The organism is Sphingomonas sp. S1-29 (assembly GCF_026167545.1).
In the GTDB taxonomy this organism is placed as follows: Bacteria; Pseudomonadota; Alphaproteobacteria; order Sphingomonadales; family Sphingomonadaceae; genus Sphingomonas.
Map to the genome: position 1 here is coordinate 3096074 of NZ_CP110678.1, position 13038 is coordinate 3109111.

A 13038-nucleotide genomic window follows, 5' to 3' on the forward strand; every position below is an offset into this window, starting at 1 on the left:
ACGAAATTCCCGCGGGGCACGTTCCTCTTCGTCATCCGATATCAGCCGAGGCCAGGTCGTGGTTTCGGGCGGGGAGGGGCTGTGTGTGCTCCCGATGAAGGGCGCGGGTGGCAGACAGGGAACTCTTTTACGGCTTCACGCTGCAGTCGGTCGACGACAAGGGTCGCGTCGCGATTCCCGCCGACCTGCGCGTCGTGCTCGACCGTAATACCCCGCCGCAGGAGCCGCCGGTCCGCACCGTGCTGGTCGGCCGCGACGCCGCATTGAACTGCCTGCTGTGCTACGACGTCACCTGGGCGCGCCAGCTCAACGACGATTTCAATCATCTCCGCCGCCTCGCCGCCGAACAGGGTCGCCCCTTCGACGAAAAGGCCGAGCGCCGCGCGAATCGCGTCGAAATCGCCAATTACGACCCCAGCGGCCGCTTCGTGCTGCCCGCCTATGAGCGCCAGCGCGCCGGGATCGGCAAATGGGCGTTCTTCGCGGGCGACGGCGATCGCTTCCAGGTGTGGGCACCCGAAACGCTTCTCGCCGCCGAGATCGACGATCCCGATCTGCAGGATCGCTGCCGCTTCTACATGGCGCAGAAGAAGGTGGTGCTGTGACCGCGCCGCACGTCCCCGTCCTGCTCGACGAAGTGATCGCCGGCCTCGCGATCGTCCCCGGTGAGCGGCATGTCGACGCAACCTTCGGCGCGGGCGGTTATACCCGCGCGATGCTCGAAGCCGGCGCGCGGGTGATCGGCTTCGACCGCGACCCGCACGCGATCCGCGACGGGCAGGCGATGGCAGCGGCGAGCGACGGCGCGCTGATTCTGGTCGAATCGCCCTTCTCGGCGCTCGAAAGCGAGCTGGCGGCGCGCGACGCGGTGCCGGTCGACGGCGTCACGATGGATATCGGCGTCTCGTCGATGCAGCTCGACCAGCCCGAGCGCGGCTTTTCGTTCCAGGGCGACGGCCCGCTCGACATGCGGATGAGCCAGGCGGGCGAGAGCGCCGCCGATTTCCTCAACACCGCCGACGAGGAAGCGATTGCCGACGTCCTCTATCGCTATGGCGAGGAGCCGCGCTCACGCCGCGTCGCGCGTGCGATCGTCGCCGCTCGCCCGCTTGCCCGCACCGGCGAGCTCGCCTCGGTCGTCCGCCGGTCGCTCGGCTACAAGCCGCACGACAAGAAGGACCCCGCGACACGGACCTTCCAGGCGATCCGCATCCATCTCAACCGCGAGCTGGACGAGCTGGTCGACGGCCTCGCCGCCGCCGAGCGTGTGCTCGCGCCCGGCGGCCGGCTGGCGGTGGTAACCTTTCACAGCCTGGAGGATCGGCTGGTGAAGCGCTTTTTTCGCGAACGGTCGGGCAGCGAGCCCGCCGGATCGCGGCATCGGCCGGCGGCGCTGTCGCCCCGGCCGCCAAGCTTCGAGCAACCGGCGCGCGCTGTGCGCGCCGGCGAAGACGAGATCGCGCGCAACCCGCGCGCGCGCTCGGCAACCTTGCGTGTAGCCCGGCGTACCGCGGCAGCCCCATGGGGGCAGGGAGAAAACTGATGGCGGCAAAGAGCTTGAAGGGCTTTGGCTGGTTTCTGTGCGGCGTGCTGGTAGCGCCGCCCTGCTATCTGGTATCGTCCTGGGTGGCGACCGAACGCGCGCGGGTCGAAAGCCTGCAGCGTGCGATCGTGTCGGCGCAGCGCGAAATTCGCGACCTCGAAACCGAATTCCAGACGCGCTCGAGCATCGCCCAGCTCGAACGCTGGAATGGCGACGTGCTCGCGCTCGCCGCACCGCGCCCCGAACAATATGTCGCGGGCGAGGAAGCGCTGGCGCAGCTGCATGTCGCGACGCCGGGCGAAGCCACCGTCCAGCAGGCGGCGTTCATCGTCCCCGCCGGGCTGTATGACAACGATCTCCACCGCGCGAACCAGCAGCAGCTGGCAGCGGCCAGCCCGGCTGTGCCCGCTACATCGGCGCCGGACGCGCCCGCGGCCAAGCCTGCGACCGCCGCGCCCAAGCGCAGCGCCGCGCCGATCGCGCTCGCCTCGGTCGCGACCACCAGCCCCGAGCGTGCACTCGCCGCGCCCTCGCGCCGGCCGACCGAGCGCAAGGCGCAAGCGGTCGCGATGCTCGACGACACGCTGCTGAGCGACCGGACGCTCGGTGATCTGGCGCGCGGCGCCAAATCCGAGACGGTGAAACGACGTTGATCGTCCTGACGGCGCCTCCGACCGCCGACCGGCGCAACGGCGCGGGCCGGCACGCGCTGGTCCAGACCGCGCAGGCGCGCCTGATGATCCTGCTGCTGCTGTTCGCGGCGGGAGTGTTGATCGTCGTCGGCCGGCTGGCGATGCTCGCCTGGTCGGCCGAGCCCGCGACGGGGCGCGACGTCGCCGCGATGCTCACCCCGGTGCGCGGTGATATCGTCGATCGCCACGGTGCGCCGCTCGCGCGGACGATCGATGCGTGGTCGATCGGCGTCCATCCTGACAAGGTGATCGGCGACAAGCGCCAGCTCGCCGAATCGCTGGCCGAACTGATGCCCGATCGCGGTGCCGACGATTATTATCGCGCGCTGACCTCGGGCTCGACCTTCACCTATCTACAGCGCCGCGCGCTGCCCGAACTCGTCAATAGCGTGAACGCGCTGGGCGAGCCGGGCATCGCCTTCGCCCGCGAGCCCGAGCGGCTGTATCCGCAGACGACGCTGGCGGCGCACGCGCTCGGCCTGCTCGATTTCGACGGCCATGGTGTGACCGGCATGGAGAAGCATCTCGATGCCAAGCTGACCAACCCCGCGCTGCGCGGCGCGCCGGTGCCCCTCTCGCTCGACCTGCGCGTACAAGGGGCGCTCGAAAGCGAGCTTGGGCGTGCGATGGCGACCTTCGGCGCGGCGGGGGCGGCCGGGGTGATCCTCGACGTCGATACCGGCGAGGTGATGGCGATCGCGTCGCTTCCCAGCTTCAACCCCAACCGCATGGGCAAGGGCGACAGCGGCATCCTCAACAACGTGACGCAGAGCGTCTACGAGCTGGGTTCGACCTTCAAGCCGCTGGTGATGGCCGAGGGGATCGAAACCGGCGTCGTGACGTCGATGTCGAAACGCTACGACGCCACCGCGCCGCTGCGGATCGGCCGCTTCCAGATCCGCGACGACCACGCGCAAAAGCGCTGGCTCAACGTTCCCGAGACGCTGGTGCATTCGTCGAACATCGCCACCGCGCGCGTCGCCGAGGAAATGGGCCAGGCCAAGATGGAGCATTTGTTCCGCAAGCTAGGCTTCGACACCGCGCCCGATATCGAGATCGAAAAGGCGCGGCCGATCTGGCCCGCCAATTGGGGACGCTCGACCACGCTAACAACGGCCTATGGCCATGGCATCGCGATCACCCCGCTCCACCTCGCCAGCGCCTATGCCGCGATGGTGAATGGCGGGACGTGGCGGCCGGCGACGATGCTCAAGGTGCCGCAGGGCAAGGCAGCAACGGGGCGCCGCGTGTTTTCGGAGACCACCAGCGCGCGGATGCGCCAGCTGATGCGGCTCGTGGTGCTCGAGGGCACCGGCCGCCGCGGCGAGGCGCCGGGCTACCGCGTCGGCGCCAAGACCGGCACCGCCGAGAAGCCGGGTGCGGGCGGATACAATAAACGGGTGAACGTTTCGACCTTCGCGGCGGCTTTCCCGATGGACGCACCACGCTATGTGGTGATCGCTATGCTCGATTCGCCCAAAGGCACCGCCGAAACCTTCGGCTTCACCGGCGCCGCCTGGACCGCCGCCCCCGTCGTCAGCCGCGTCATCTCGCGCACCGGCCCCTTGCTGGGGGTGGTCCCCGACATGAACCGCGACATCAACGTGTCCGAGCTGATGCCGCTGCTGTGGCGCGCCGCGGGCGACAAGAAGGTCGACCAATGAAACTCGGCACGCTGACCGGCGGCACCGAGGAGCAGAACGTCACCGGCTTTGCGATCGACCATCGCAAGGTGGCGCCGGGCACCGTTTTCGGCGCGTTCGAAGGCGCGCGGGTGAATGGCGAGGATTTCATCCCCCAGGCGATCGCCAGCGGCGCGATCGCGGTGGTCGCGCGGCGCGAAGCGGTGGTCGAAGGCGCGGTCCATATCGCGCACGAAAGCCCGCGCGCGTGCTTCGCCGAAATGGCCGCGCGCTTCTTCGCGCCGTTCCCGCCGGTAACGGCTGCGGTCACCGGCACCAACGGCAAGACCTCGACCGTCGAGCTCACCCGCCAATTATGGCGGATGGCGGGGCACCATGCCGCCTCGATCGGCACGCTGGGCGTCACCACCGCCGACGAGCGCGTGACCACCGGGCTCACGACACCCGACGTCGTCACCTTCCTGTCGAACGTTGCCGGGCTGGCGCGCGAGGGGGTGACGCATCTGGCGTTCGAGGCATCGAGCCACGGCCTTTCGCAATATCGCACCGAGGGGCTGCCCGTCCGCGCCGCCGCCTTCACCAATCTCAGTCGCGACCATCTCGATTACCACAAGGACATGGCGGAATATTTCACCGCCAAGCTGCGGCTGTTCGCCGAAGTCCTCGCCGATGACGGCACCGCGGTGGTGTGGGTCGACGATCCGCACGCCGATCGCGTGCTCGATCTGGCGCGGCATCGCGGCAACCGGCTGATCACCGTCGGCGAGCATGGCGATACGCTGCGGCTGGTCGGGCGCGATCCGACCTTGCTGGGGCAGGGGCTGACGATCGAGGCCGATGGCGCGATCCACAAGGTCAATCTGCCGCTGATCGGCGCGTATCAGGCGGCGAACGCCCTGGTCGCCGCCGGGCTGGTCATCGCGACCGGCGGTGCGGTTGCGCCGACGCTGCAGGCATTGGCGCGGTTGCAGCCGGTGCGCGGCCGGCTCGAACGCGCGGCGATCGCGCGCAGCGGTGCGCCGGTCTATGTCGATTACGCACACACCCCCGACGCGCTCGAAGCCGCAATCGCGGCGCTCAAGCCGCATGCCGCGGGCAAGCTGATCGTCGTGTTCGGCGCGGGCGGCGACCGCGATCCGGGCAAGCGCGAGCTGATGGGGCAGGTGGCGGCGGCACGCGCCGATGTCGCGATCGTCACCGACGACAATCCGCGCACCGAAGACGCTGCGAGCATCCGCCGCGAAGTGCTGAAAGGCGCCCCTGGCGCGACCGAAATCGGCGACCGCCGCGCGGCGATCGCCGCCGCGATCGCGCAGGCGGGCGAGGCCGACATCGTGCTGATCGCGGGCAAGGGGCATGAACAGGGGCAGATCGTCGGCGATATGGTGCTGCCGTTCGACGATGTGACCGTTGCGCGCGAGTGCGCGGCGTGAGGGGCGCACACACCGTTCGTTTCGAGCGAAGTCGAGAAACCGAAGCGAGCGCACCCTGGGCGTTTCTCGACTTCGCTAGAAACGAACGGGGATGGTTCGCTCGAAACGAGCGGGGGAGGGGGGCATGACCCAGCGTCCTCTCTACACCGCCGCCGAAATCGCCGCCGCCACCGGTGGTACCGCCTCGACCGATTTCACCGTCACCGGCGTCACCTTCGATTCGCGTGAGGTCGGCCCCGGCGACCTCTTCATCGCGCTCACCGGCGAATCGACCGACGGCCACCGCTTCCTTGCCCAGGCCTTCGCCCAAGGCGCTGCCGGCGCGATCGTTTCGCAGCCGTGCGACCACCCGCATGTCCGCGTCGCCAACACGATGGCGGCGCTCGAAGCGCTCGGCCGCGCTGCCCGCGCGCGCACCGCGGCGACAATCATCGGCGTTACCGGATCGGTCGGCAAGACCGGGACCAAGGAGGCGCTCGCCGCCGCGCTCGACCGTGCCGATCCGGGCGCCACGCACAAATCGGTCAAGAGCTACAACAACCATACCGGGGTCCCGCTCAGCCTGGCGCGGATGCCCGCCGACAGCCGCTTCGCGGTGCTCGAAATGGGGATGAACCACGCCGGCGAACTCACCGCGCTGACCGGGCTGGTGCGCCCGCACGTCGCGATCGTCACCGCGGTTGCGCCCGCGCACACCGCGTTCTTCTCGGGGGTCGAGGCGATCGCCGATGCCAAGGGCGAGATCTTCGCGGGGCTCGAACCCGGCGGCACCGCGATCATCCCCTTCGACAGTCCGCATCGCGACCGGCTGATCGCCGCCGCGCAGCCCTATGCCTCGCACATCGTGACCTTCGGCAGCGGCGAGGGCGCCGATGTCCGCGCGATCGAGGCGCTGCCGGGGCCTGCGGGCACCTTCATCGCCGCCAAGGTGGGGGAGCGCGAACTCAGCTTCACGATCGGCCAGCCGGGGATGCATTGGGTATCGAACGCGCTGGCGATCGTCGCCGCGGTCGATGCCGCGGGCGGCGACCTCGGCCTGGCCGGGCTGGCACTCGCCGACTTGGCGGGGCTGCCCGGGCGCGGCGCGCGCAGTCAGATCGCGCTGCCCGGTGGCACCGCGACGCTGTTCGACGAAAGCTACAACGCCAACCCCGCATCGATGCGCGCGACGCTCGCGGTGCTCGCCGCCTCGCCCGGCCGGCGGATCGCGGTGCTCGGCGAAATGCGCGAGCTCGGCGATAATTCCCCAAGCTATCACAGTGGCTTGGCCGAGCCGGTCGAGGCGGCAGGCGTCGCGCAGGCGATCCTGGTCGGCGAACAGATGCTCCCGCTGGCGCAAGCGCTTGCCGGACGTGTCGACTTCGTCCATGTCGCCGACGCCGCAGCCGCGCGCGCCGCGTTGGAAGCAGTGCTGGCGCCCGGCGATTCGGTCCTTATCAAGGGTTCGAACGCACTCGGGCTGTCGGCGGTCGTCCGCGCGCTGACCGAACGACGCAGCCAGGAAATCGCCCGCTAATGCTCTATCTGCTCGCCCAGTATCTCGACTTTCCCGGCGGCCTCAACCTCGTGCGCTATCTCTCGTTCCGCACCGGCGGCGCGGTGGCGACCGCGCTCGTCATCGGGCTGCTGATCGGGCCGAAGTTCATCGGCTGGCTCCGGCTTCGCCAGGGCAAGGGCCAACCGATCCGCGCCGACGGACCGCAGACGCACCTCGCCAAGCGCGGTACCCCGACGATGGGGGGGCTGATGATCCTGACCGCGCTGACGATCAGCGTGCTGATCTGGATGGACCTGACCAACCCCTTCGTCTGGGCGTGCCTGTTCGTGACGCTGGGGTTCGGTTGCATCGGTTTCCTCGACGATTACGACAAGGTCAGCAAGGCGAGCACCGCGGGGGTATCGGGGCGCACCCGGCTGGCGCTCGAGTTTCTGATCGCGGGCATCGCCAGCTGGATCATCATCCAGCAGAACGGCACGATGCTGTACCTGCCGTTCCTGTCGAACGTCGCGATCGACCTTGGCTGGTTTTACGTCCCCTTCGCCGCCTTCACGATCGTCGCGTTCGGCAATGCGGTGAACCTCACCGACGGGCTCGACGGCTTGGCGACGATGCCGGTGATCATCGCGAGCGTCGCGTTCATGGTCATCGTCTACCTGGCGGGCAACGCGATCTATTCGGCGTATCTGGGCATTCCGCATGTGCCGCGCGCGGGCGATCTGGCGATCTTCTGCGGCGCGATCGCAGGCGCCGGCCTTGCCTTCCTATGGTTCAACGCGCCGCCCGCCGCGGTCTTCATGGGCGACACCGGCAGCCTGGCGCTGGGCGGCGCGCTCGGCGCGATCGCGGTGACCGCGCATCACGAGATCGTGCTGGGGATCATCGGCGGCTTGTTCGTGATGGAGGCGATGAGCGTCATCATCCAGGTGTTCTTCTACAAGCGCACCGGCCGCCGCGTGTTCAAGATGGCGCCGATCCACCATCATTTCGAACAGCTCGGCTGGAGCGAGCCGACGGTGGTGATCCGCTTCTGGATCATCTCGCTGGTGCTGGCGCTGGCCGGCCTGTCGACGTTGAAAATCCGGTGATCGCCGCGCGCGCCTGGGCGGGCAAGCGCTTCGCGGTTCTCGGCCTGGCGCGTTCAGGCGCAGCGACGGTGGCGGCGCTGTTAGCTAGCGGCGCGGAAGTGCTCGCGCACGACGACGATCCTGCAAGGGTGCAGGCAATCAGAAATCCAAGATTCGAGGGGCACCAGCTCGTCATTGACGATTTCACTGACTGGCAGGAGTTCGAGGTCGACGGCCTGGTTCTTTCGCCCGGCGTCCCGCTGAACCGATTGCCGCTTGCAAAGCACGCCGCCACCGCGCGCGTGCCGATCATCGGCGACATCGAACTATTCGCGCAGGCGCGCCCCGAGCTGCCGCCGCACCGCGTCGTTGGCATCACCGGCACCAACGGAAAATCGACCACCACCGCGCTGATCCACCACATCCTGGCCACCGCCGGCGTGCCGACGACGATGGGCGGCAATATCGGCCTGCCGATCCTGGCGCAGGACGCGCTGCCGCAGGGCGGGGTCTATGTGCTCGAGCTGTCGAGCTACCAGATCGATCTGACCCAGACGCTCGATTGCGACGTGGCAGTGTTGCTCAACATAACCCCCGACCATCTCGACCGCTATACCGGGTTCGAGGGCTATGCCGCGTCGAAGGCGCGGTTGTTTGCGATGCAGACACCGGGCCATGCCGCGATCATCGGCATCGGCGACGAAGCATCGTCCGACATTGCTCGCCAACTCGCGCGAGGCGGGCGGGCCGAAGACGTCACCAAGATCGCGCCGGGGGTCTGCATGGACCAGTCGCGCTGGCCTGCGCTGCAAGGCCCGCACAACGCGCAGAACGCGCTGGCGGCGATCGCCGCGTGCGAGGCGCTGGGGGTGTCGCAGGGAGCGATCGACGCGGGGCTCGCCAGTTTCGGCGGGTTGCCGCACCGGATGCAGATCGTGGGGACCCGCAGCGGCGTTCGCTTCGTCAATGATTCGAAGGCGACCAACCCCACCTCGACCGCGCCGGCCCTGCAGGCGTTCGACCGAATCCACTGGATCTGCGGCGGCCAGGCCAAGACCGACGATCTCGACGCGTGTCGTCCGGGGTTCGCCAATGTGAAGCGCGCCTACACGATCGGCGACGCCGCGGCGCTGTTCGAACGGCTGCTCGCTCCCGACATGGCGGTCGAGCAAGCCGGCACGCTAGACGCTGCGGTCGCCGCAGCATGGGCCAATGCGGTGACGGGCGACACGATCCTGCTGTCGCCCGCCTGCGCATCGTTCGACCAATTCCGCGACTTCACCGCGCGCGGCGATGCCTTTGTCGACCTGGTAGGAGCGTTCGAATGACCGACGTGCTGCGCGACAATGCATCGCGGGGGCTTCGTGGCCGGGTCGAGGAACGGCTGGGGCGCGGCAATCGCACCCCGCTGGGGCTGTGGTTCTGGGAGATCGACCGCGTATTGCTGCTGCTGGCGTTCCTGCTGATCGCGATCGGGCTGGTCGCGGTCGCGGCGGCGTCGCCCGCTTCGGCGATCCGCTATTCGGACGGCGAGAAGACCTTCCCCGCGATGTATTATTTCTGGCGCCAGGCGATGTGGGTGACGGTGTCGATCCCGTTCATGCTCGGCACCTCGATGCTGTCGACCACCGCTGCCCGGCGGATCGCTTTGGTCGGGACGTTGGTGCTCATCGTCGCGCTGATGGCCTTGCCCTTTGTCGGCGCCGAGGTGAACGGTGCGCGGCGCTGGATCGGGCTCGGCTTTACCCAATTCCAGCCCTCCGAATTCCTCAAGCCGCTGTTCATCGTCACCACCGCGTGGCTGTTGTCGCTGCGCGCCAAGGACCCCGAATTGCCGCTGGTGATCATCACCGGCGGGCTCACCGCTTTGGTCGGCGGGCTGCTGATGCTCCAGCCCGATTTCGGGCAGACGGTGGTGTTCGGCGCGGTGTGGATGGTGATGCTGATGATCGCGGGCACCAGCCCCAAGGCGATCGGCGCGCTGATCGGCAGCGCGGTGGCGGGGATCGTCGCCGCCTATTTCTTCTACGGCACCGCGCGCACGCGGATCGACGCCTTCCTGTTTCCCGATCCCGACAAGGCGATGACCGATCATTACCAGACCGACATGGCGCATGCGACGATCACCGGCGGCGGCATCACCGGCACCGGTCCCGGCGGCGGCATCGTCAAGTTCAAGCTGCCCGAGGCGCATACCGATTACATCTTCTCGGTCGTCGGCGAGGAATTCGGGCTGATGGCCTGCGCCGCGATCGCGCTGGTGTTTCTGGCGATCGTCGTCCGCGTGTTCGTGAAACTGCTCGACGAAGAGGATGCGTTCCGCCTGCTCGCCGCTTCGGGGCTGGCGGTGCAGCTCGGCATCCAGGCGCTGATCAACATGGCAGTCAACACCGGGATCGCGCCGTCGAAGGGCATGACGCTGCCGTTCATCAGCTATGGCGGGTCGTCGATGATCGCCTTGTCGATCGGTTTCGGCCTATTGCTCGCCTTCACGCGGCGAAACCCGTATCTGAAGCGATCGCCGTACAGCGTCGCACGGAGCAAACAGTGAATCCTCGTCATTACGTCCTCGCCGCCGGTGGTACCGGGGGGCATATGGTCCCCGCCGCCGCGCTCGCCGCCGAACTCGTCGCGCGCGGGCATCATGTCGCGCTGGTGAGCGATGAGCGCGGGGTGCGCTTCCCCGGGCTGTTCGACGATGTGCAGACGCATGTGCTGCCCGCCGGGCGCTTTACCGGCGGGCCGATCGGCTGGGCCAGGGCAGCGCGCAAGATGATCGCGGGGCGTTCGATGGCGATCGAACTGTATCGCGGCTTCAAGCCCGCCGCCGTCATCGGCTTTGGCGGCTATCCCGCATTCCCCGCGCTGGCGGCGGCGTTCCATGCCAAGCTGCCGACGATCATCCATGAACAAAATGCGGTGCTGGGCCGGGTCAACCGGCTGGTGGCAGGCAAGGTCAGCGCCATCGCGACCAGCTATGCCAATGTCGAACGGCTCAAGCCCGATCATGTCGCAAAGGTGCGGCTGATCGGCAATCCGGTGCGCCAGTCGGTGCTAGACCTGCGCGAGCGGCCCTATCCCGAACTCGACGAGGACGGCATCTTCCGCGTGCTCGTCACCGGCGGCAGCCAGGGCGCGTCGATCCTGAGCGAAGTCGTCCCCGACGGCCTGGCGCTGCTGCCCGTCCATTTCCGCCGCCGCTTGCAGGTGACGCACCAGGCGCGGATCGAGGACATCGACGAGGTCCGCGCCAAATATGCCGCGCACCAAATCCCCGCCGAGATCGCGACCTATCTGCCCGACCTGCCCGAGCGGCTGGCCTGGGCGCATGTCGTGATCGCCCGTGCGGGTGCCTCGACGATTTCGGAGCTTACCGCCGCCGGTCGCCCCGCGATCCTGGTGCCGCTGCCCGGTGCCACCGACGATCACCAGACCGCCAATGCGCGTGAGATCACGCAAGCCGGTGGCGCACGGACGATCCCGCAGCATCAGTTCACCGCGACCGAACTTGCCAAGCAGATGCAGAAGCTGGGGCTCGACACGCTGGCGCTCGCCAATGCCGCACGCTGTGCGCGCAGCGTCGGGCGGCCCGATGCCGCGCGCGACCTGGCCGATCTGGTCGAGCGGATCGACCAGCCGTCGCTATTCAGCCCCGACGCCCCCGCGCGCTTGCAGGTGATCGCATGAAGGGCGTCGGCACCGACATCGGCACGATCCATTTCGTCGGCATCGGCGGAATCGGCATGTCGGGCATCGCTGAGGTGATGCATAATCTGGGCTATAGCGTCCAAGGATCGGACGTCGCCGAAAGCTATGTGATCGAAGGCCTGCGCGCGCGCGGCATCCCGGTGCATATCGGGCACAAGGCCGAGAATGTCGAAGGCGTCGCGGTGGTTGTCACCTCGACCGCGATCAAACCGGGCAATCCCGAGCGCGACTATGCGCTGGCCAACCGCATCCCGCTGGTGCGCCGCGCCGAGATGCTGGCCGAATTGATGCGGCTGAAATCGACCGTCGCGGTGGCGGGGACGCACGGCAAGACGACGACGACCAGCATGATCGCCGCGATCCTCGATGCCGGCGGGGTCGACCCGACCGTCATCAACGGCGGCATCATCAACAGCTATGGATCGAACGCGCGGCTGGGTGCGAGCGACTGGATGGTGGTCGAAGCCGACGAAAGCGACGGCAGCTTCCTGCGGCTCGATGGCACGCTGGCGGTGGTGACGAACATCGACCCTGAGCATCTCGACCATTATGGCTCGTTCGATCGGGTGAAGGACGCGTTCGTCGAGTTCGTCGAGAATGTGCCGTTTTACGGCGCGGCGATCCTGTGCCTCGACCATCCCGAGGTGCAGGCGATCATCCCGCGCGTGCGCGATCGCCGCATCGTCACCTATGGCTTTGCCGCACAGGCCGATGTGCGCGGGGTCAATGTGACGCCGCATGTCGGCGGCAATCGCTTTGAAGTGATCGTCCGCCACCGCGACGGCACCACGCGATCAATCGAAAATATCGAGCTGCCGATGCCCGGCCGCCACAATGTGCAGAATGCGCTGGCGTCGATCGCGGTCGCGCTTGAGCTTGGCATCGACGATCCGACGATCGCCAAGGGGTTCGCCGCGTTCACCGGCGTGAAGCGGCGCTTTACCCAGGTGGGCGCGGTAGCCTTTGCAGGAGGAGGGGGCGCGGCGATCGTCGACGATTACGGCCATCACCCCGTCGAAATCCGCGCGGTGCTGTCGGCGGCGCGCGAGAGTGCACAGGGGCGGGTGATCGCGGTGGTGCAGCCGCACCGCTATTCACGGCTCGGCGGGCTGATGGACGAGTTCGCGCAGGCGTTCAACGACGCCGACATGGTCTATGTGACGCCGGTCTATGCCGCAGGCGAAGCCCCGGTCGAAGGTGTCGATGCCGATGCTTTGGTCGAGAATATCCGTCGGCGCGGGCATCGCTCGGCGCAGACGATCGACGGACCCGAGGCGCTGGCGACCGCGCTGGCGGCGGTGGTGCAGCCCGGCGATCAGGTCATCTGCCTGGGGGCGGGCGACATCACGAAATGGGCTGCGGGGCTGGCGCAGGCGATTGAGGCGGCGCGGGGATGAAACCGTGACGAAGAACGCCACCCAACCGTTCGTTTCGAGCGAAGTCGAGAAACCGGG

Annotated in this window: 11 protein-coding genes; all 11 read left to right on the plus strand. The window is 68.2% G+C overall.

The genetic code is table 11. The features are described from left to right. Window positions 1–107: 107 nt before the first annotated feature. The 11 genes from OKW76_RS14810 (at window position 108) to murC (ending at window position 12981) form a co-directional block, all read left to right on the plus strand. Complete coding sequence (locus OKW76_RS14810; RefSeq protein WP_265549610.1) at window positions 108–605, plus strand: division/cell wall cluster transcriptional repressor MraZ; 498 nt, start codon at window positions 108–110, stop codon at window positions 603–605. Then, on the plus strand, window positions 602–1543 hold the full coding sequence (gene rsmH, locus OKW76_RS14815) for a 16S rRNA (cytosine(1402)-N(4))-methyltransferase RsmH (protein WP_265549612.1): 942 nt from the start codon (window positions 602–604) through the stop codon (window positions 1541–1543). Before OKW76_RS14810 ends, rsmH begins: the two co-directional genes overlap by 4 nt. Beyond that, on the plus strand, window positions 1543–2196 hold the full coding sequence (locus OKW76_RS14820) for a hypothetical protein (RefSeq protein ID WP_265549614.1): 654 nt from the start codon (window positions 1543–1545) through the stop codon (window positions 2194–2196). The genes rsmH and OKW76_RS14820 overlap by 1 nt, the downstream gene beginning before the upstream one ends. Beyond that, window positions 2193–3899 (plus strand): peptidoglycan D,D-transpeptidase FtsI family protein, encoded by a 1707-nt coding sequence (locus OKW76_RS14825; RefSeq protein ID WP_265549616.1) that lies wholly within the window; start codon window positions 2193–2195, stop codon window positions 3897–3899. Before OKW76_RS14820 ends, OKW76_RS14825 begins: the two co-directional genes overlap by 4 nt. Then, window positions 3896–5311 carry a UDP-N-acetylmuramoyl-L-alanyl-D-glutamate--2,6-diaminopimelate ligase gene (locus OKW76_RS14830; protein WP_265549618.1) on the plus strand — a complete coding sequence of 472 codons (1416 nt, stop codon included), beginning with the start codon at window positions 3896–3898 and terminating at the stop codon, window positions 5309–5311. The genes OKW76_RS14825 and OKW76_RS14830 overlap by 4 nt, the downstream gene beginning before the upstream one ends. A 124-nt stretch (window positions 5312–5435) precedes the next feature. Continuing rightward, complete coding sequence (locus tag OKW76_RS14835) at window positions 5436–6827, plus strand: UDP-N-acetylmuramoyl-tripeptide--D-alanyl-D-alanine ligase (protein ID WP_265549620.1); 1392 nt, start codon at window positions 5436–5438, stop codon at window positions 6825–6827. Further along, complete coding sequence (mraY, locus tag OKW76_RS14840) at window positions 6827–7897, plus strand: phospho-N-acetylmuramoyl-pentapeptide-transferase (protein ID WP_265549622.1); 1071 nt, start codon at window positions 6827–6829, stop codon at window positions 7895–7897. Before OKW76_RS14835 ends, mraY begins: the two co-directional genes overlap by 1 nt. Further along, entirely contained in the window at window positions 7894–9204 is a 1311-nt protein-coding gene (gene murD / locus OKW76_RS14845) for a UDP-N-acetylmuramoyl-L-alanine--D-glutamate ligase (RefSeq protein ID WP_265549623.1), read from the plus strand. The genes mraY and murD overlap by 4 nt, the downstream gene beginning before the upstream one ends. Continuing rightward, window positions 9201–10427 carry an FtsW/RodA/SpoVE family cell cycle protein gene (locus tag OKW76_RS14850; protein ID WP_256506647.1) on the plus strand — a complete coding sequence of 409 codons (1227 nt, stop codon included), beginning with the start codon at window positions 9201–9203 and terminating at the stop codon, window positions 10425–10427. Before murD ends, OKW76_RS14850 begins: the two co-directional genes overlap by 4 nt. Next, a complete protein-coding gene (gene murG, locus OKW76_RS14855) occupies window positions 10424–11563 on the plus strand; it encodes an undecaprenyldiphospho-muramoylpentapeptide beta-N-acetylglucosaminyltransferase (protein ID WP_265549625.1) in 1140 nt (379 codons plus the stop codon). Before OKW76_RS14850 ends, murG begins: the two co-directional genes overlap by 4 nt. Further along, window positions 11560–12981 (plus strand): UDP-N-acetylmuramate--L-alanine ligase, encoded by a 1422-nt coding sequence (murC, locus tag OKW76_RS14860; protein WP_265549627.1) that lies wholly within the window; start codon window positions 11560–11562, stop codon window positions 12979–12981. The genes murG and murC overlap by 4 nt, the downstream gene beginning before the upstream one ends. The last annotated feature ends 57 nt before the right edge of the window (window positions 12982–13038 follow it).